The 19525-nt window shown below is 53.2% G+C and carries 15 protein-coding genes and 1 other annotated feature; of the genes, 12 read left to right on the forward strand and 3 right to left on the reverse strand.

Going from position 1 to position 19525, the window contains the following annotated elements:
* Positions 1 to 24 precede the first annotated feature (24 nt).
* The 6 genes from IAE55_RS01105 (at position 25) to IAE55_RS01130 (ending at position 7938) form a co-directional block, all read left to right on the forward strand.
* Positions 25 to 207 carry a hypothetical protein gene (locus tag IAE55_RS01105; RefSeq protein ID WP_145157094.1) on the forward strand — a complete coding sequence of 61 codons (183 nt, stop codon included), beginning with the start codon at positions 25 to 27 and terminating at the stop codon, positions 205 to 207.
* Between the two features lie 101 nt (positions 208 to 308).
* Complete coding sequence (locus tag IAE55_RS01110) at positions 309 to 1787, forward strand: polysaccharide deacetylase family protein (protein WP_200630685.1); 1479 nt, start codon at positions 309 to 311, stop codon at positions 1785 to 1787.
* A 13-nt stretch (positions 1788 to 1800) separates the two neighbouring features.
* Entirely contained in the window at positions 1801 to 3123 is a 1323-nt protein-coding gene (locus IAE55_RS01115) for a nucleotide sugar dehydrogenase (protein WP_234489220.1), read from the forward strand.
* A gap of 9 nt (positions 3124 to 3132) precedes the next feature.
* Complete coding sequence (locus tag IAE55_RS01120) at positions 3133 to 5010, forward strand: glycosyltransferase family 2 protein (RefSeq protein WP_200630687.1); 1878 nt, start codon at positions 3133 to 3135, stop codon at positions 5008 to 5010.
* A 35-nt stretch (positions 5011 to 5045) separates the two neighbouring features.
* A complete protein-coding gene (locus tag IAE55_RS01125) occupies positions 5046 to 6815 on the forward strand; it encodes a polysaccharide deacetylase family protein (RefSeq protein ID WP_200630688.1) in 1770 nt (589 codons plus the stop codon).
* 43 nt (positions 6816 to 6858) lie between these two features.
* Positions 6859 to 7938: a glycosyl hydrolase family 18 protein gene (locus tag IAE55_RS01130; RefSeq protein WP_200630689.1), complete on the forward strand. Its 1080-nt coding sequence runs from the start codon at positions 6859 to 6861 to the stop codon at positions 7936 to 7938.
* Positions 7939 to 7971: 33 nt separating this feature from the next.
* Here the strand turns inward: IAE55_RS01130 and IAE55_RS01135 are convergent, their stop codons facing one another.
* Complete coding sequence (locus IAE55_RS01135; RefSeq protein WP_200630690.1) at positions 7972 to 8874, reverse strand: helix-turn-helix transcriptional regulator; 903 nt, start codon at positions 8872 to 8874, stop codon at positions 7972 to 7974.
* 202 nt (positions 8875 to 9076) lie between these two features.
* Between IAE55_RS01135 and IAE55_RS01140 the strand changes: the two genes are divergently transcribed.
* From IAE55_RS01140 to IAE55_RS01165, 6 genes are all read left to right on the forward strand, one after another.
* Positions 9077 to 10159 (forward strand): glycoside hydrolase family 172 protein, encoded by a 1083-nt coding sequence (locus tag IAE55_RS01140; RefSeq protein ID WP_200630691.1) that lies wholly within the window; start codon positions 9077 to 9079, stop codon positions 10157 to 10159.
* Positions 10160 to 10244: 85 nt separating this feature from the next.
* Positions 10245 to 10508: a binding site (T-box leader), on the forward strand.
* 71 nt (positions 10509 to 10579) lie between these two features.
* On the forward strand, positions 10580 to 12265 hold the full coding sequence (locus IAE55_RS01145; protein WP_200630692.1) for a glutamine--tRNA ligase/YqeY domain fusion protein: 1686 nt from the start codon (positions 10580 to 10582) through the stop codon (positions 12263 to 12265).
* Positions 12266 to 12345: 80 nt separating this feature from the next.
* Complete coding sequence (locus IAE55_RS01150; protein ID WP_200630693.1) at positions 12346 to 13029, forward strand: VOC family protein; 684 nt, start codon at positions 12346 to 12348, stop codon at positions 13027 to 13029.
* A 96-nt stretch (positions 13030 to 13125) separates the two neighbouring features.
* On the forward strand, positions 13126 to 14079 hold the full coding sequence (locus IAE55_RS01155) for a LacI family DNA-binding transcriptional regulator (RefSeq protein ID WP_200630694.1): 954 nt from the start codon (positions 13126 to 13128) through the stop codon (positions 14077 to 14079).
* Between the two features lie 291 nt (positions 14080 to 14370).
* Positions 14371 to 15276: an RNA polymerase sigma factor RpoD gene (gene rpoD, locus IAE55_RS01160; RefSeq protein ID WP_186381884.1), complete on the forward strand. Its 906-nt coding sequence runs from the start codon at positions 14371 to 14373 to the stop codon at positions 15274 to 15276.
* Positions 15277 to 15460: 184 nt separating this feature from the next.
* Positions 15461 to 16033, forward strand: a complete 573-nt coding sequence (locus IAE55_RS01165) for a restriction endonuclease (RefSeq protein ID WP_260866764.1) — start codon at positions 15461 to 15463, stop codon at positions 16031 to 16033.
* Positions 16034 to 16089: 56 nt separating this feature from the next.
* Here the strand turns inward: IAE55_RS01165 and IAE55_RS01170 are convergent, their stop codons facing one another.
* Both IAE55_RS01170 and IAE55_RS01175 read right to left on the reverse strand, forming a co-directional pair.
* On the reverse strand, positions 16090 to 17694 hold the full coding sequence (locus IAE55_RS01170) for a response regulator (protein ID WP_200630695.1): 1605 nt from the start codon (positions 17692 to 17694) through the stop codon (positions 16090 to 16092).
* 11 nt (positions 17695 to 17705) lie between these two features.
* Entirely contained in the window at positions 17706 to 19433 is a 1728-nt protein-coding gene (locus IAE55_RS01175; protein WP_200630696.1) for a sensor histidine kinase, read from the reverse strand.
* Positions 19434 to 19525 lie beyond the last annotated feature (92 nt).

The raw sequence follows: 19525 nt of genomic DNA on the forward strand, positions 1-19525 counted from the left end.
TAGATAAATGGAGTGGTTATTAGGATGCTCGACCGTTATTTTACAGAAATGCGTAAGCTTAGTCATGAAGACGAATTGCGTTACCGTTATTTGATCAGAGGGGTTAAACTGCTGCTGGAGCAGCGAAAGTCGGAGAACTCCAAAGGATTTCCGCGATGGAGAAGATGCCGGCAGTCCGAATCGATCCAGCCCGGGACCTGGGATTAAAGTATGAATGTCGAAAAATTGACATCTTTTTGTCATTTGTTGAATAGGCTTTACACGTTATTCTTTTGGTAGGACTTAAGAGTGTGTCAAAGGAGATATCTATGAAAGTGATGAAAGACTTCTCGCCTAGAAAACCGGCCGGATGGCTGGTGCTCGCGGTTCTGGCAATAAACATGCTGTCAGGATGCTCTTGGATGGGGGGAGACGATACGGACGGCGGCACGAAAGCAGCTGAGGCTGACAAGCCGGTCCAGCGTTATACCGGTGAGATGAGCCAAGCCGTTTCTCTGGGATACACGACCAGCCGGAACCTTGCCTTAACGTTTAACGGGATGGCAGACGCCCAAACGATGGACAAGCTTCTTGATCAGCTGGATGCCTTAGGCATAAAAGCAACCTTCTTTTTGCCGGGGATGCGGGTCGCGGAGGAACCGGACATCGCCCGGCAAATTTTATCCCGGGGACATGAGGTCGAGAACAATACGCTGAATGCGGTCGACATGAGCCGGATGGACTACGGACAAATCTACAAGGAAATCCATTTGGCCGACGATGTCATCCGCAAACAAACGGGGGTCACTCCGAAGTTCGTCCGAACGCAAACGGGAGCGATCAGCGAGGATATCCGGCTGGCTGCGGCACAGAGCGGACAGCAGGCGGTCATATCGTACAGTCTGTTTTTACATAATTGGAAGGCGGAGACCCCTCAGCAAAAAAAGAACTATATCCGGAAATACATCAACCGCGGTGGGATCGTGGCGATTGACCTGGCGGAGAACCGGACTTTGAATGAATCGGTGGAACTGATCGCTGCGGAAGCTTCGGCAGCCGGTTATCATTTCGTTACTTTAGACAAGCTGGTCGCCACAGGCGGCGTACGTAAACCGGCCGACACGGTTCAAGGGTACCAGGCTGCGAAGTATAACGCGGATTACGCCAAAGCGGATTACAATCTCGTGTACAGCCACAAGACCGCCAAGAAGGAAATCGCCCTTACCTTCGACGACTGGGGCACGGATGAAACGATCACGAAGCTGCTCGACATTTTGGACCAGTACCACGTGAAGGGTACGTTTTTTTTGCGTGCGGACGGGGTGGAGAAAAATCCGAACCTGGCGCGGGCGATCGCGCAAGCAGGGCATGATGTCGGAAATCATACTTACAGCCATCCGGTCCTGACCAAGCTCAGCGTCAAGCAGCTGCAGGATGAAGTGGTCAAGGCGCACCGGATCATTACGGATGCGATCCAGCAGCAGCCGGCCATGCTGTTCCGGCCGCCGACCGGCGATATTGACGACCGCACGGCCCGGATTATCGCGGCGGCCGGTTACCGGAATATTGTCGATTTCGATATCGATCCGAATGATTGGAATCGGGAGCGCACCGCTTCGCAGATCGTGAACTCGGTCATCCAGCAAAGCCACAGCGGCGGAATTATTCTGCTGCATTCGCTGGACGATACCCACACGGCAGAGGCACTGCCGGGCATTATTCAAAACTTGCGGAAACAAGGATACACGTTCGTGAAACTGTCCGACTGGATTTCTGAGGATGGGAATCTGTCAGGTAATGAAAGATAGATGGAGATGGAATATGTCAACACCAACTAAAGAAGTGCTGTATGCATACAGCCCGGTCGCGGTCATTGGACTCGGGTACGTAGGCCTTCCCCTGGCACAGGCGTTCTCGAAAAAGATGCGGGTAATCGGCTTTGACGTCAACCCGGACAAGGTCAGCCGGCATCAGGAGGAAGCCTCTCCTGATGTGCAGACGTCCGTGGATGACGCAGACCCAGCGTCTGCGGGTTTGGATTATACATCCGACGCGGACCGGCTTGGCGAAGCCATGTTTTATGTGATTGCCGTACCGACCCCGGTGCAGAGCGGTAACGTGCCGGATTTACGGTTTGTGGAAGAAGCGAGCCGTATGGTCGGCAGGAGGCTGCGCCAAGGAGCTGTCGTGGTTTATGAATCGACCGTGTATCCTGGCGTCACCGAAGAGATTTGCGTTCCGATCCTGGAGGCGGAGTCAGGCCTGCGCTGCGGAACCGATTTTAAAGTAGGATATTCGCCGGAGCGGATCAATCCAGGTGATGAGGTTCACCGGCTCGACAATATCGTCAAGATCGTGTCGGGAATGGATGAGGAATCGCTCGGGATCATTGCCGGCATGTACGAACAGATCATCGATGCCGGCGTATACCGGGCGGAAAGCATCAAGGTGGCCGAAGCGGCAAAGGTTATTGAAAATGCCCAGCGGGACATTAACATCGCCTTTATGAACGAACTGTCCATGCTCTTCCACCAGATGGGCATCGATACCCGGGAAGTGCTGCGTGCCGCAGGGACAAAGTGGAATTTCCTGAACTTCGTTCCCGGTTTGGTTGGCGGGCACTGCATAGGAATCGATCCGTACTACTTGACGTACAAAGCGGAGGATACCGGCATCCGTTCACGGATCATTCTGGCGGCACGGCATATCAACGACGGGATGGGCAAATATGTCGCCGAGCAGCTGATCAAGCTGCTCGTCCGGCAGCGGCTGGACCTGCGCGACGTGAAGGTCGGCGTTCTTGGCTTGGCTTACAAGGAAGACTGCGCCGATATCCGGAATTCCAAAGTGGTGGATATCATCAAAGAGCTTCAGGATTACGGTATTGAACCCCGGATCCTCGACCCGCTGGTAGACCCGAAAGCGGCTTATGCCGAATACGGTCTGGAGCTGTCCCGAGTGGAGGAACTGCTGGACCTGCATGTGCTGGTCACGGCCGTCCCGCATCAATGCTTTGCGGGCATGGGCTATGCGGATATGGATCGGATGTTCAGAAAGGACTCGGTAAAGATCTTGCTGGACGTTAAGGGAATATATGACAAAGCAGAGTTCGAGCGTCAGGGTTACATTTATTGGCGGCTGTAACGAGAGCAGATGGGAGAAATAAGAACCGTGTTCAGACGAAAGAAAAAACAAACCGATGAGGTTCTGACCTTACCCCGTTCGGATCGGCGGATCTTATCGAACGTTCCTGACCCGGAACAAATTCGCCGTTCAGTCGACCGGAGAGGCTCGCGGGATAACGATGCGGACCAGTTCAGTTCAGATTATTTGGAACGGATGCGGAAGTTCAGCCTGCGTTACGAGGCGGATTTTCCCGTGCTTCTGACTTGGGGCAAAGGAAAGAACCGGAGAAAACTGAAAACGAAGGCAGTCGATGTCTCTTCAACTGGCCTCCTGCTCGAGCTGCCTTTCACGACGGACCACATCCAGCCGGGAAGCAAAGTGTCCATGCACTTTGAAATTCCGGCAGGCACGATGCCGGAAGGTTTTGAATCCAAAGTGGATATCGAAGGAGTCGTCGTGCGGACCTTTGAGCGCGGAACCGGCAGAGAGGCCGTTTCGATGGCTGCTTTTGAGTTCACCAACCCGCTGCATGAATATTTTCAGCGCAAACGCTGGGGGTACTCCGTGTATACGGCCAGCGGCCTGCTGCTGCTTGCCGCCGTTTTTGTGCTGCTGCTTCGGGCGGAGAGCATCATTTATTTTAAGTACAATTTCCTGCTGTATTTATACAGCCTGATCGCCGCGGCATTTCTGTTGACGAGATACTTGTTCGGGTCTCTATATCGTGATGTGCCGGTCAATCCGGATTTTACGCCGGGCGTATCGATCATTATTCCGTGCTTTAATGAAGAGAAGTGGATCCATCGGACGATTATCAGCTGCATCAATCAGGATTACCCGGTGGACAAGCTGGAGGTCATCGTCGTTGATGACCGCTCTACCGATAGTTCCGCGGAGCAGATTCAAAAAACGATCGACCTGCTTCATCAGGAAGCCGACCGCTTTCAAACCAAAGAGCGGCTTCGGATGCATATCCTCCCTGAGAACGGAGGGAAACGGGAAGCCTTGGTGCAAGGGGTACGGATGGCAAAGCATGATCTGGTCGTGTTCGTGGATTCGGACAGCTTCCTCGATCCGCTCGCCATCAAGCACTTGGTGCAGCCCTTCCAAGATCAGCGTATGGGCGGGGTTGCCGGGCGGACGGACGTGGAGAACAAGTATACCAACTCCATTACGAAGCTCCAGACCGTGCGCTATTATATCGCGTTCCGTATTATGAAAGCGGCCGAGTCCTGGTTTGACAGCGTCACCTGCCTGTCCGGGCCGTTATCCTGTTATAAAAAGAGGCTTGTGCTGAAGCATGCGGACGCCTGGCTCAACCAGAAGTTTCTGGGACAGCCCGCTACGTTCGGCGACGACCGCAGCATGACCAACTTTATCCTGAAGACACACCGGACGGCGTACCAGGATAAAGCGATTTGCTCTACGATCGTTCCTTCGGAGATGAATGTCTTCCTGAAGCAGCAGATGCGCTGGAAGCGTTCCTGGCTGCGGGAATCCCTTAGGGCGGCCGGATTTATTTGGCGCAAGGAACCGTTTATGGCTCTTTTTTTCTACATCGGTGTCATCGTTCCGATCGCTGCGCCGCTGATTGTGCTCTACAACCTGCTGTATGTGCCCATATTCCACCATGTGTTTCCGGGAACCTTCTTGATGGGGCTTCTGTTGATGTCCCTGCTGATGAGCTTGGCCCATCTTTTGTTCCGTAAAAGCAAGCTGTGGGTATTCGGCTTCGTCTTTTGCTTTTTCTACGAAATGGTGCTGCTCTGGCAAATGCCGGTCGCCTGGTTCACCTTCTGGAAATCAACCTGGGGGACAAGGGAAACGCCGCAGGACGTCGAGGCGAGAAATAAAAAGGCCGCAAGAAAAAACCGAAAAAATACGAAGACGGAAGTGCCGCTGTAACCCGGCGAACCGTGGAATTTAAATGAGGATGCAGGATGAAAAAAGGAAAACGCAGCGAAGCGCTTGATGTGAAGCGCAAAAACCGGCGGAAGTGGATCAAAACCTGGATCCAGCTCTTCCTGGTGATCATGGTCATCTTTCTGATCTACCAAGCCGTCGCAAGAACCGACCGCTACGCCGAACCGGACAAGTCGACGTGGCATAATCGAAGCGGGTTTGTCGCGCTGTCTTACTTTGGGGTCAGCCGAACCGGAACACCGCTTCTGATCGATAAAGACCAGCTCAAAGCCCAGCTGCAAACCCTCCATGATCAAGGTTATGTCACGGTGTCACAGCAGGACATCCTCGATTTCTACCATAAGGGGAAGGCGCTGCCGGACAAGGCGCTGTTTTTGTCCTTTGAGGACGGGCGCAACGACTCCAGTCTTTATGCCCAGCCTTTGCTGGAGAGATACAATGATAAGGCGACCTTCCTCACCTATGCCAACAAGATGGGGAACGGGGATCATAAATTCGTGCAGCCCAAGGAACTCCGCAGCATGATGAAAAGCGGTTACTGGGAAATGGGGACCAACGGGTACCGTTTGACCTACATCAATATTTTCGATAAAAACGGTGGCTACATCGGCGTCAAGGACGAAAATAAGCTGGACAGCAAAGAGGACATCGAGCATTATAATCATTACCTTATGGATTTTATCCGCGATGAAAACATGATTCCGCTCGAGGACCGGGATACGATGCAGGCGCGGATCAGCAAGGATTATCAACTGATGAATACGGTCTATACCGACAAGCTCGGCTTTGTGCCCGGCGTCTATATGATCATGCATGCCAACGCGATGTACGGGAGCATGAACCGGCTTGTGACGGATGTAAATGACCGCAATATTCGTTCTCTGTTCCAGATGCATTTTAACCTGGAGGGCAATGCGTTCAACGGGCCGTCACAGGATGTGTACAACCTGACCCGCGTCCAGCCTGAGCCCTACTGGTCAACCAACCATCTTTTGATGAAAATCGGCAAGGACAGCGGCCAGCAAATGACGTACGTGACCGGGGACGAGAAGCAATCGGGGCAGTGGAAGCAGGCTGGAGGCGCCGTCGAATTCAAGGATAACCGGATCGTTCTGACGTCACCGCCTGCCGGGGAAGGCAAGCTTTTGCTGGATCAAGGAGAACAGGCGCCTGAGGATTTCATCTTAAGCGCGAAGGTTTCCGGCAACGTGGTCGGCAAGCAGTCTTTTTACTTGAGGGACCGTGGAGATGGTCAGCAGTACGTACGCGTCACGCTGGACCGCAACAATATCCAGGTGGAGCAGAAGCTGTCTGGATCCTCTGTGACTGCCTTGGGTTCACAAAAGCTGGATCCGGTCAAGTGGTCTTCGGAGGACCTCGCCTTTGACAAGGCAACGGTATATTCCGCAGAAGAAGCGCAGGCCGGCGCCAATACGGATGACGAGGATGAATATCCCGTCAACATCAAAAGTACCCGGCAGATTCAAATGAAGGTGTCGGGAAATCGGCTGGAGGTCATCGTGGACGGGCAGCCCGTTCTCCAAGCCTCGGTCGATCCTTCGCTGAAGGGCGGTGCCGTTGGACTGGGATCAGCCTATAGTCCGCAAAACACCAAGGACGATATCTATGACGGAATTTTTGAGGATGTTACGGTGACTACGGAAAATGCGGCGGATGGAAAAACCTCGGTGTGGTATACGAATAAGCTGCTCGGCTGGAAAAAAGTCGCGGCGCAGGTTGAGCATGCCATGGACGCGACGATCGATTGGGCTATCGATACGTTCTGACGAAAGAGCAATTTCAAAGGCGAAATGGCGGTGGAATGAGAAGATGGGTATGAAGCAAGTGGCTCAATCCGGATGGATGACTTTGGTGCTTGTCATCGTCGCCGTAGGGGTCGGTTTCAGCATTTGGATGAGGCAGCCGGCGATGCAAGCGGCGGCTCCGCCGGCCAGAACTCCTGTGAACCTCACCGCATGGGTGGTGGATTGGCAGTGGGAGTCGGGGCTTGCGGATGCAGGGGAGCTGGGCAAGGCTCTGAGCCGTGTTCAGGCTTTTGCCGCTTATTTTGACGAATCGGATCAGCCCTATTTTACGAAGGCGTTCCAAGAAGCGCTGCCGCAAATCCGGGAAACGGCGGAGGTTGCCGGCATCGGCGAGCTGAACTTGACCCTTGTTAACGATATCGTGCGGCAGGACGGCAGCGAGTCCCCCAAAGACTCGAAGCTGATCTCGCGGCTGGTATCCACGAAGGAAGCGCGGGAGAAGCATATCGCCGAGATTGAGGCCCTGCTCGATCAATACTCGTTTCAAGGGGTGGAGATCGATTATGAGCGCATCCCGGACAAGGACTGGGGTTATATGACCGCTTTTTACCGCGAATTGTATGAGCGGATGCATGCCAAGGGGAAATCGCTCCGCATCGTGCTGGAGTCAAGGGCTCCCGTCGAAACGCTGAAGCTGCCCGAAGGGCCTGAATATGTGATGATGGCCTACAATCTGTACGGTACACACAGCGGTCCAGGACCCAAAGCGGACAAAGCTTTTCTGAAAAAGCTGGCCAAGCGGATGACAGCCGTACCGGGCGATAAAGCGATCGCGATTGCGGCCGGGGGCTTTGACTGGCATGGGGATCAAGTGACTGCCATCACCGAACAGCAGGCCGTAAAGATACGGTACACGAACGGCTCGGAGCTCAAGCGGGACGCGGCCAGCGGAAGTCTGCACTATCAGTACACCGATGATAAGAACGTAAAACATACGGTATGGTATGCGGACGGTTCAACGCTGACTTCCTGGATCGACACGCTGCGCCAAGCCGGGATTAGCCATGTGGCCGTATGGAGGCTGGGAGAACTCGGAAGCGGAACTTTGGACAAGCTGGTTCAAGCTGCCGCAACGGCAAAGTAAAAAAAGGCCGCTGCGCGTTTACGCGTCAGCGGCTTAAGGATGGATTTCCGGAGCACCCATGGAGGCATGGGTGCTCATGTATTTTTTCGGAGAGATGCCGCAGGCGGACTTAAACGCTTTGCTGAAAGCGTAAATATTGCTGTAGCCAACCTGCTCGGCGATCGCGGACAGGGATAACCGGCTGTACATCATCAGCTCCTTGGCCCGCTCCATCCGGTACCGGATCTGGAATTGGTGCGGGGACACGTCATACGTCTGCTTGAATACGCGCGAGAAGTGATACAGGCTCAAGCAGGCTGTTTTGGACAAGTCCTCCAGCCGGATGACGGTATCGTAATGCTCCATAATGTGGGTCGCCGCCCGCTCCATCGCGGCCTGATGCAGCGAGAGCCGGCCATGTCCTGCCGCCTTCAGGCCCTTGATGACCAAATACAGAATATCCAGCACAAGCGATTTCTGAAGCAGCGGATATTCGGCATCCCGGCGCTCGTAGGCGTGGATGAGCCGCATCAGCTCCTGATGAATTTCCGCATGGTTCTGTACCCGGATCAGATGGGGGATTTCCAGCACGGAACCCAGCCAATCCGGCCGGAGCCACGAAAGCTCTTGTTGGCTGCATTCCGCCCGCAGTTTAAAGTTGATCGGTACCTCCTCGTAGTCTTCATAATACAGGGCGTCGAAATGGATATGGGGCATCCAGCAGGGTCCCCTGGAACGGACAAATTCATGCTCAATACCGGGCTTGAACAGCAGCAGGTCGCCTGGAAACACAGTCAGTGAATCCCCGCCAATCCGGATGTCGAGCTCGCCTTGTTCAACATACAGCAGTTCGTAATCAAAAATGATCCGCGGCGCCAGTTTCATACGGTCAACTTTGTGATGCCACGCCCTTCGCACGTAGGGGGACAAGGCTTGCAGCAGCTGTTGCCGGTCCATACGCTTTGACAGCTCCCTCCTTTAATGGTCCCTTATCCGGGTTTCCGCTCTTTCAGCGGCTCAGCGGTTCTTTATTCTGACAATAGCAAGAATGGATAACAAATAACAAGTCCCAACATCGATAAAGAGGGGAAACGACTGTAGAATGACTTGTAACCGCTTTAATGCAAATCCGATTTGACCAATGACAGGAGAGATGAGCATGGAACCTTTTAACGGGCTGAACATGGGCCTCGGCAATCTATTCCGGATGTCCTCTGCACAGACGAGATCGATCAGCGCGGAAAATGTGACAGGTGCTAAAGGAAAAGGCGGAATGGCTACCCAGGGAACCGGAGCGAATGCCGGCCGGGATTTGGGTCAGGGATGGAAAATATCGCCATCGGTGGAGATCAAACCGGGTGAGGTGTTTACCGCCGCAGAAATCGACGGACCCGGGGCCATTCAGCATATTTGGCTGACCTGCTTTCCGGACAGCTGGCGTTATATGATTCTGCGCTTTTATTGGGATGATGAGCCGGAGCCTTCCATAGAAGTGCCTGTCGGCGACTTCTTCTGCAACGGATGGTGCGAGCGGAGCAATGTCAACTCCCTGCCTGTGGCGGTCAATCCCGCTGGCGGGATGAACAGCTATTGGGTGATGCCGTTTCGCAAGAAAGCCCGGGTTACAGTAGAGAACCGGATGGACAAACCCGTCGTACTGTATTACCAGTTCACCTATACGCTGACCGAGGTGCCGGAGGATGCGGCCTATTTTCACGCCCAATGGCGCCGGAGCAACCCCTTGCCGTATAAGCAGGACCATGTGCTTCTGGATGGCGTGAAGGGGAGGGGGCAGTACGTCGGCACGTACATCGCCTGGCAGGTGAACAACACGGGGTGGTGGGGAGAAGGCGAGATCAAGTTCTATATGGACGGCGACCGCGATTTCCCGACGATTTGCGGCACCGGGACCGAAGACTATTTTGGCGGCGCCTGGAATTTTGAGCATCCACAAGGACAGTACGGTGCGTTTTCCACTGCCTATTTGGGCTTTCACCAGCAAATCAGACCGGACGGCCTGTACCGGAGTCAGCAGCGATTCGGGATGTACCGCTGGCATGTGATGGACCCGATCCGGTTTGAACAGGACTTGAAGGTAACGATCCAGGCGCTCGGTTGGCGTTCCGGCGGCCGTTATTTGCCGCTGCAGGACGATATCGCCTCCGTCGCTTTCTGGTATCAGTCCGAGCCGCACACCCCGCATCCGCCGCTGCCGGATAACGATGGCCTGGAGGTTATTTAATCTCTACCCTTTCCGGTTAAAGCATGCATAATGCGGTTTACATTGGCCGAAAATGATGTTAATATGGTCAAAATCAAATCGGAACGAAAACGCGGTGAAGAGAAGAGTAGATGAACGGGCAGCCTTGCAGAGAGCTCCGGCAGCTGTGAAGGAGCAGGCCGCTCGTCATTGAAGCAAGCCTCCGAGCGGCGCATCGGAAGAGGGATCCTCATTCCTTCGGATGGTGCGACAGGAGCTCCTGTTACAGAGCTAGGGTATAAGCATGCGTCCATGCCGTACCCGAAGAGGCGGATGTAGCGATAGATCCGCGAACCGGGGTGGCACCGCGAAATACAATCTCGTCCCCAAGACGTCAGCGTCTTGGAGGCGGGATTTTTTTGTTTTCTTTTTGATTGATATAAGAGCAGGAGGGGACATTTTATGGAAGGAAAAGTAAGGAAAGAAGAAGCCGTGGATTTTCTAACGAAAACCGTGATGGAGGATGTGGAGAACGAAACGTACTCTAGACCGATCGCGACCCGGTTTCCGCCGGAGCCGAACGGCTATTTACACATCGGAAGCGCCTATGCAATTCACGTGAACGCAGCCATTGCCGAAGCATTTCACGGGAAGATGAATCTGCGCTTTGACGATACGAATCCGCTGAAGGAAGACATGAAATACGTGGAGGCGATCCGGGAGGATGTCCGGTGGCTTGGTCTGGACCTGCCGGTGTACTTTGGCTCGGATTATTCGGAAGAGATCTTCGAAGCGGCTTTGAAGCTCATCCGTAAAGGAAAGGCTTATGTCTGCGATTTGTCGGCGGAGGAAATGACGGAATACCGCGGAACGCTCACGGAGCCTGGAAGAAACAGTCCTTATCGCGAGCGGTCTGTGGAGGACAATCTATCCCTGTTCCATCAAATGAAGGAAGGCCGGTTCCCGGACGGTGCCAAGGTGCTGCGGGCCAAAATCGACATGTCCTCGCCCAACATCAACTTGAGGGACCCGGCCTTGTACCGCATCATCCATGCCGAGCATTACCGGACAGGGAGTGAGTGGTGTATATATCCGATGTATGATTTTGCCCATCCGATCCAGGATGCCATCGAGGGCATCACGCATTCACTGTGCTCCGCGGAATTCAGGGATCACCGCCCCTTGTACGAATGGGTGCTGCGCGAGCTGGAAGTGGCGGAACCCCCGAAGCAGCGGGAATTCGGACGTCTGAACGTTTCCGGAATGGTCACGAGCAAAAGGTACATCAGGGAGCTGGTCGAAGGCGGATTCGTCGACGGCTGGGATGATCCCCGTCTTCCGACCTTGAAGGGGCTGCGGCGAAGAGGCGTTACGCCGGAAGGCCTCCGGAGGTTCATGCAGGAAGTGGGCATGCTGAGGGGGAGCAGCACGGTGGATGCTGCGATGCTCGACCACTTCATCCGCCAGGACTTAAAGGATAAGTCTGTCGCTGTGATGGCTGTGCTTGATCCGCTTAAAGTCGTCATCACGAATTATCCGAAGGATCAGGTGGAAATGCTGCATCTCAACCACAGCGATGCCGATCCGATGCTTGGCGGCAGGGATGTCCCCTTTTCTAGAGAATTGTATATCGAGCGGGAGGACTTTATGGAACATCCGGTACCGGGCTTTCATCGTCTGTTTCCAGGAAGCGAAGTTCGACTGAAGGGGGCGTACTATTTAAAATGCCATCATGCCGTCAAGGATCTGGAGACCGGTGAAGTGAAAGAGCTGCACTGCACGTACGATCCCGAGACAAAAAGCGGGACCGGGTTCAGCGGCAGAAAAGTGAAGTCGACGATACATTGGGTGTCCGCCGCACACGGTATTCCCGCCGAGATCCGCTTGTACGGCAGCCTGCTGAAAGATGCTGCGTCCGTGGCGGAATCGGACAATGATTGGGCAGAGCTGGTATCTCCCGATTCCCGAATCATTTTCAGGCAAGCGATCATGGAGCCATCGATGAAAAATGCTTCACCGGATGTTAAATACCAGTTTATCCGCCAAGGCTATTTCTGCCTGGATCACAAAGATCTGACCGGACCGGTACCGGTATTTAACCGGATCGTTTCGCTGAAAGATTCATGGAAGAGGGAAGCATCGCGTTGACCCAGGCGCTGACCCACACGCTGCATACGCTGCCGCAGAGCAATTCATTGATAATCAGAAGGATATGGAGGTCTTTTACGATGAAAATCCAACAACTTACGATAAATGCCCGGCATTTTGCGGAGATGAAGCAATTTTACGCCGGGAAGCTCGGTCTTCCAGTGGCCGAAGAACAGTCGGATAGGGTCACCATTCAAGCCGGCGGCAGCCAGCTCATTCTTCAGAAGGCGGCAGCGCCCGGCGAAAAATCGATGTACCATATTGCCTTTACGATTCCGACGAATCAGCTCGGCGCAGCCAAAAAATGGGCCGCTAAGCGTGGAATTACCCTGTTCCGCGATCAGGATGGGGATCAATTTCACTTCGGGAACTGGAATGCCGACGCCCTGTATTTTTACGATCCGGATGAGAATCTGATTGAATTCATTGCCCACCATTCCTTTGATAACGACGAAAATGAAGACTTTTCAAGCAGCCAGCTGCTGCGGATCAGCGAAATCGGGCTCCCTGTTGATGAAGTGGCCGCTGCCGTGGAACAGATTCAAACGACGCTGGGACTGTCCATGTGGAGCGGCGACGGCCGGCAATTTGCGGCGATGGGCGACGCCGAGGGCTTGTTGATCGTGGTGGACCGCGAACGGCCTTGGTTTCCGGACAGAAGAGCGCCAATTGTCAGCGGGACACGGGTTGTCATTCAGGCACAAGGCAGCGAGCAGCTTTTGCTGCAGGCAGATCAGTACGACATTCAGTCCCGGGATGAATAATAACCTGCGGCTGGTCCACTATCGTAATGAGGATCGGAGTCAGCGTGATATAATAAAGGAACCATTCGAAATGAAAAAGTCAGAAGGCAGGGAGTTATGGCCAACATTCACGAAATCGCCAGACGAGCCGGTGTTTCGGTATCCACGGTATCCCGGGTTCTCAACCAGCATCCGTACGTTTCCGCTGAGAAAAGAGCCGCCGTGCAGCGAGCCATCGACGAACTGGATTACACGCCAAACCGTAATGCGGTTGATTTGATCCGCGGCCGGACCCGCAGCATCGGCGTGATCATCCCGTACAACAACAACCCAGCTTTCGACCGGATGTTAAGCGGTGTATTGAACAAATCGGTTGAGGAAGATTACACCGTAACCGTGCTTCCAACCCGGTATGATCCGGAGAAAGAGCTGGAGTATTTAACGATGCTGAAAACTAAACTGCTCGACGGGATCATCATTACGTCCCGTGCCAACGATTGGTCGTCCATCGTCCCCTTTGCGGGATATGGTCACATCGTAGCCTGCGAGTATACGGAGCTGGAGGAAATCGGCTGCGCGTACATTGACCGGTATGCCGCAACGCTCGAGGTGTTCTCCTTCCTGAAAAACATGGGACACACAGAGGTTGCGTTCACGACGGCAAGAGGGGAGACCAGCATCAGCACCCGGCTGACGATGCAGGCTTACCGGGACGTTTTTGGGGAAGTATCGCCATGCCGGTGCCTGGATGGCTGCACCACATTGAAGGATGGTATGGATGCAGCCCGCCACTTTCTTGAAGGAAAAGTCCGGCCGACCGCCGTGTATGCCAACGGGGACGAGGTGGCAGCCGGAATCCACCAATTTGTTCTCTCTGCGGGGCTGCGTATTCCAGAGGATATCGCCATCATCGGACAGGAAAATCAGCCGATTGGCCAAGTCCTTCAGCTTACCACGGTAGACCATCAGCTCTTCCGGGTAGGTGAGGAGGCTTTAAGGCTCGTGACCCGTGGTTCCGGGGAAAAGGTGCAGATCCCGTACCGGATCATATACCGTTCTTCATCCGGATAAAGCCAACAAAAAAGACCCGCAGGAGAACATCAGCGTTACTCCGGCGGGTCTATATTATGTAATTTCATCCAAAAGGCTAAATTCTATGAAACATATTGAAATGTAAATGCGTATATGATATTATAATGTGTACTCCAAAATTAATCACATTATTACCATTTATCGTATCACAACGATTGGTGATTGTCAATATTTTTTACACCTCAGAAAGCCGTATCAAGCGATACAGAGAGATTATTTTCAGGGGGAGGAACGTACAGGATGATGGAAGAACGTGAACGCGATGAAGTGATGAGAAATCAAGCCGAGTCGAATCAACAGGAGCAAGATCAGCCCTACGCTGACGTCGAGCTGCTGCCGACGGGCATGAAGAATGATGATTCTGTGCGTATGTACTTGAAGGGAATTGGCCGTGTCGGCCTGCTGAGCACGGAAGAAGAAATCAAACTGGCCAAGCGCGTCGCCGAAGGGGACGAGGAAGCCAAGAAAATCATGGTCGAGGCGAACCTGCGACTGGTTGTCAGCATTGCCCGGAGATATGCGGGCCGCGGCATGCAGCTGTTGGATCTGATCCAGGAAGGCAACATGGGGCTCATCAAAGCCGTAGATAAATTCGATTACACGAAAGGCTTTAAGTTCAGCACCTATGCCACATGGTGGATCAGACAGGCGATTACGCGGGCCATAGCCGATCAGGGAAGAACGATCCGGATTCCGGTCCATATGATCGAAACGATTAACAAGCTGGCACGTATATCGCGGCAGCTGGTACAGGAGCTTGGACGCGAACCCGAAGTGGAAGAAATCGCTGCGGCGATGGAGCTCAGCGTAGAGAAGGTCCGTGAAATTATGAAAATTTCGCAGGATCCGGTTTCGCTCGAAACACCGATCGGGGACGAGCATGATTCCAAGCTGGGTGACTTTATTGAGGATCATGACGCCCTGGCACCGGTTGACTCTGCGGCGTTCACCTTCCTGAAGGAGCAGCTGGGCGATGTCCTCGACACGCTGACAGAGCGGGAAGAGAACGTTCTCCGTCTGCGCTTTGGCCTCGAAGACGGCCGCACGCGCACGCTGGAAGAGGTCGGCAAGGTATTCGGCGTAACCCGTGAGCGTATCCGCCAAATTGAGGCGAAAGCGCTGCGGAAGCTGAGACACCCCAGCCGGAGCAAACGATTGAAGGATTATATTGATTAAACGATAGAGTCTAAGCGAATTCATTCGATTTGGAATTCATTAATCATTTCATATGTCATCCTATTCATTTGAAAGCTGTCTGCAGGTCTAACTGCAGGCAGCTTTTCTCGTTGGCCTTGGCATGAAGGTCTGAAAACGATCGGCGCTGGTTACACTGATTTTCATACAAGGAGGTTGGAAGATTGTGATCATCAGTATATTAATCGTGACCAATGTCTGCTGGCTGCTGCTCTATCTCCGGCAGAAAGGGATGTTGATGCATTACCGATCCAGTGCGATCGATACGCTGACCACTCATGACGAGATGAAAGAAACGCTAAAAATCGGCTTATATCATCGATATAAAAAGGAACAGGGTGAAGACAAGGACGAAGGGTCCCTGGAGTTCGAGGCGTTTGTCGCCGAAATGATGGAAGCGGTAAGGGGAGGACGGACCTATGTCACCCGGGCATCACGCAATTACGGAATCGACATCGAGGAGCACACCGACCATGGCTTGTACCTGGGGCTTGCCGTTTGTGCTGACGACCGGAATCCGGTGGATTACGGCCCCATTGCCGTGGTCCATTCCCAGATGGTGAAGCGCGGTGCCGTCGGCGGGTATGTAGCAACGACCGGGGAATTCACGGCGGGTGCGTACCAGTATGCCGATGAGCTGAACATCGAGCTGTACAATGGAGACAGGCTGGTGGACCTGTGGGTGGGAAGCGAAGAAGCCCAGGAAGAAGAACTGACGGAGTTCAGCCCGGCGACTTGACCGTTGCCCTTGATCTGACTGAAGAAACACCGAGTGCATGCTGTTGATAAGACCGCCTACCCCAGGCGGTCTTTTTGCTGCTTGTGCCTAAATTCGTAAGGAGTCAAGCCGCATTCCTGCTTGAACAGCCTGGAAAAGTACGAATCGTTGGCATAGCCAACCTTTCCGGCGATCATATGAACAGGCATTTGTGATGTGGCGAGCCAATGCTTTGCCATCTGAATTCGGGTCTCGATAATGTAATTGCCTAACGGCACACCCGTTTCCTTTTTAAACAAACGCGCCAAATAATCCGGATTGAGATAGACGGTTTCAGCAAGGCTGTTCCGCGTCAAATCTTCCCCGATATGCTTGCTGATATACAGCTTGATTTCCTCCACGACCGAGTTGGGCTTTTCCGCAAACGTCCGGTACGCCAGAGCAGTATCTACCAGATAGGCGATATACTGCTCCATATCCTCAATCGATTGGAGCGACTGCTGAAACAATTGATCGTTGGTGCTCCCGGAATAGAGCTTATGGGCTTGGATTTCCCGCTGCTTCAGGAAAGAGTAAATCATCTGCATCAAATCAAGGCGGAACTGCCGCAGTGCGGACACTTTCAGCGCCTGCCGCCCGGTCAATTCATGCAGATACCGGCTTATCTCCGCACAAAATGCGGAAGTGTCACCATCACTCAGCAGTCTTTCCAGCAGCTCCAGGTCGGGCGAGATATAAGCCGCTTCGTCCACCGGCCGTTGATCGATACGGAAGACTTGATTACGGATGTTGATCATTTCTTCATTGAGATGAATCAGCTGCCGGATCATGGGATGCACCGCCGCCAAGCTCTCAGTAAGTCCCAAATGACAGTATACGTCGCACTTCAGGAACCGGTTGGCTTTGGGGATGAGGGAGGCGCATGTGTCTTCAATCTGACCGGTAGAAGGTTCGGCGCTCCATTGTAAAATGACAATCCAGTGATTCTCCGTGTATTCCAGCACCGTTTCGACCTTGTACAAGGGACTCCGCAGCAGTTCGTTCAGCACGTTGAGCAGGGCGTAATCAAACAGGTCCTTGTCGTTTTTGCCAAGACTCCCGTCATGAGGAAACACCTTGATGATCAGTGGCGTAAACCGGTCGGACAGCTGATAAGGCAAATGCTGTTCTTCCATAACACGCTGAATGGCCCGGGGTTCCGAGGGAAAGCTTTTGCCCGTGATCAGCTTGCGCCAGAACAGCTCCAGCAGGCGGTTCTGGTTTTTTTTCCACAGCAGCCCCTCGCGCGCAGCCTCCTCAATCGAACGTTCCTCGCTCGCTTTGATTGCCGCCTTGCGGATAATCAGGGCTAATTTGTCAAACTCGATCGGTTTGAGGAAATAATCGAAGCTCTGCAGTTCGATCGCTTTCTGGGCGTAGTTAAAGTCCACGTAATTCGTCAGGAATATCGCCTGCACCCGGTAGCGCTCCTCCCGGATCCAGGCCAGCAGCTCCAGGCCGCTGCCTTGCGGCATTTCAATATCGCATATGAGAATGTCTACGGCGTGCTGCTGTAAAATTTCCTTCGCCTGGGAAACGTTATAAGCCGTGTAAATTTGCTCAATGGATAGTGCTTGCCAGTCGATTTTGCTTTCGAGCGCCGCTACGACAAAATAATCGTCATCCACCAGTAAAACGTTCATGCGATTCCTCCTTAATCAATGGCTTCCGGCGGCGATACGGGGATGGTCATGGTTACTTCCGCTCCGCCTCCCTCGCGGTTAGAAAAGGAGACGCTCGCTTGACCCTTGTAGAGCAGCTCGAGGCGCTGTATCGTGTTCATCATACCGATCCGGTTGCCGTTCTCCGCGTTCAGCGGCCCACCATGCATGAGCTGTTCTAAAATGTCCGGAGGAAAGCCCGGTCCCGAATCCGAAATCGTGATTTTGGCAAGATCATCCGGCATTTCCCTGCTGACCGATAACGTAATGTTCGCCTCGGTGACGCGTGATACGGCATATTTTACGGCATTTTCAATGAAGGTCTGCAGCACGAGCGGGGGAATGAGGATATCTCCGGTTTCTGCATCTTGGGAAATATGATAGGCGAAGGCGTTCCTGTACCGGTGACGCTGGATGTCGAGATAAATGCGGACATGCTCAATTTCATCCTGCAGCCGCACGAAGTTGTGCCCGTTCTGAAAGATGTAGCGAAAGTATTGGGTCGTCGACATGGCCATTCGCTCGATTTCGCCATACATTTGCATTTGGGCCATGCTGTACATGCTCGTCAGACAGTTGAGAAAAAAGTGCGGGTTGATCTGCAGCTTCATGTAATCCAGCTGGATCCGCTGCTTTTCCAGCTCCTGCTCATACATATCGATCTTGAACCTGCGGATTTGCCCGATCAGATGCTTAAACTGCTGGCTGGCCTGCTCCAGTTCGATAATCTTGCTGTTTTTAAAATCCAATGCGGCGCTCTCCTCGTTCCACCGGGCGAGCGTATCCGAGAAGCTTTGGATCGGCCGCAGCACCCGTTTGTTGAAATAGAGCATGACGATGCAGAGGACGATCGCGATCATCAGCGCCAGCAGAATGATGACCAGCTGGGCGATCATAATTTTTTCGAACGTGCCGTATCTGGCGATCATTTGAACGCTGAATGAGGCGTCGGAGAACCGGCTGGTCACGGCTGCCCGGGAGTGGGCGAGGCCGAAGGGAGAAGGCTTGGCGGTATCCAGCGCCTGGGTCTCGTCCACGCGGATCGGTGTGGAAATATTGATGCCCTGTTCATCAACAAGAGAGACGGTGCCGTTCTTTCCCATGTCGATGCTCTGCAGCGGACGGATCAGTTCGTCTGCAGAGATAAGGCAGATCAAATAACGGTCATGATAAGGGACGATATTGACAATATAATATTTATTCCGGACAAGGACCGGCGTCCAGCGGGAATAAAACTTGTCGTATACATTTTTGTCCTCGGCGTAGGAAATGATCTGCCGCTTCAGTTCCAAATAATCGGGATACCCGATGCTTAAGGGAACGCAGTTCAGGAAAAAATCTTTGTTTTTCAGATAGATGAAAAATTGATATGCCTGGCCGTAATTTTTCTGCAGCTCGGTAAATCGCTGATGAAGCTGGGTGTTGGACTTTAGAAATTCGGCCGAACCTGAAGCGTTCTCATCCATCGTCTCGATGATTTGGTCATTGGCCAGCGACCAGCCCATGTAGTGATTGATGTAGGCGAAATCATGGTTGATCCGGTTGATGTACAGATCGGCTGTGTCCCGCAGGCTTCGGCCGGACTGCTGCTTGACGATGGAGATCGAAGCATAGCTGATCATAAAATCGAGGACCAGCGCCGTAAATAAAATGACAATCAGCATGTTGACATAATGTTTGACCGGGTAAGGTTTGCCGGTACGGTGGATGATTAGCCGCATGAAAATTCTGTTCTGACGCCTCCTCTTATGAATGCGCTTTATTTTTCATTATATATAACCCCAGCCCGTAACAAAATGCGAAATACTGCGCA

It is taken from the genome of Paenibacillus sp. S28 (assembly GCF_016624415.1).
Taxonomy (GTDB): domain Bacteria; phylum Bacillota; class Bacilli; order Paenibacillales; family Paenibacillaceae; genus Paenibacillus_AQ; species Paenibacillus_AQ favisporus.

Coding starts and splice junctions, on each gene's coding strand:
- IAE55_RS01145 (WP_200630692.1), top strand. CDS start 10,580: ATGGAAGGAAAAGTAAGGAAAGAAGAAGCCGTGGATTTTCTAACGAAA.
- IAE55_RS01175 (WP_200630696.1), bottom strand. CDS start 19,433: ATGCGGCTAATCATCCACCGTACCGGCAAACCTTACCCGGTCAAACAT.
- IAE55_RS01170 (WP_200630695.1), bottom strand. CDS start 17,694: ATGAACGTTTTACTGGTGGATGACGATTATTTTGTCGTAGCGGCGCTC.
- rpoD (WP_186381884.1), top strand. CDS start 14,371: ATGAGAAATCAAGCCGAGTCGAATCAACAGGAGCAAGATCAGCCCTAC.
- IAE55_RS01135 (WP_200630690.1), bottom strand. CDS start 8,874: ATGGACCGGCAACAGCTGCTGCAAGCCTTGTCCCCCTACGTGCGAAGG.
- IAE55_RS01140 (WP_200630691.1), top strand. CDS start 9,077: ATGGAACCTTTTAACGGGCTGAACATGGGCCTCGGCAATCTATTCCGG.
- IAE55_RS01120 (WP_200630687.1), top strand. CDS start 3,133: ATGGGAGAAATAAGAACCGTGTTCAGACGAAAGAAAAAACAAACCGAT.
- IAE55_RS01150 (WP_200630693.1), top strand. CDS start 12,346: ATGAAAATCCAACAACTTACGATAAATGCCCGGCATTTTGCGGAGATG.
- IAE55_RS01155 (WP_200630694.1), top strand. CDS start 13,126: ATGGCCAACATTCACGAAATCGCCAGACGAGCCGGTGTTTCGGTATCC.
- IAE55_RS01115 (WP_234489220.1), top strand. CDS start 1,801: ATGTCAACACCAACTAAAGAAGTGCTGTATGCATACAGCCCGGTCGCG.
- IAE55_RS01130 (WP_200630689.1), top strand. CDS start 6,859: ATGGGTATGAAGCAAGTGGCTCAATCCGGATGGATGACTTTGGTGCTT.
- IAE55_RS01110 (WP_200630685.1), top strand. CDS start 309: ATGAAAGTGATGAAAGACTTCTCGCCTAGAAAACCGGCCGGATGGCTG.
- IAE55_RS01105 (WP_145157094.1), top strand. CDS start 25: ATGCTCGACCGTTATTTTACAGAAATGCGTAAGCTTAGTCATGAAGAC.
- IAE55_RS01125 (WP_200630688.1), top strand. CDS start 5,046: ATGAAAAAAGGAAAACGCAGCGAAGCGCTTGATGTGAAGCGCAAAAAC.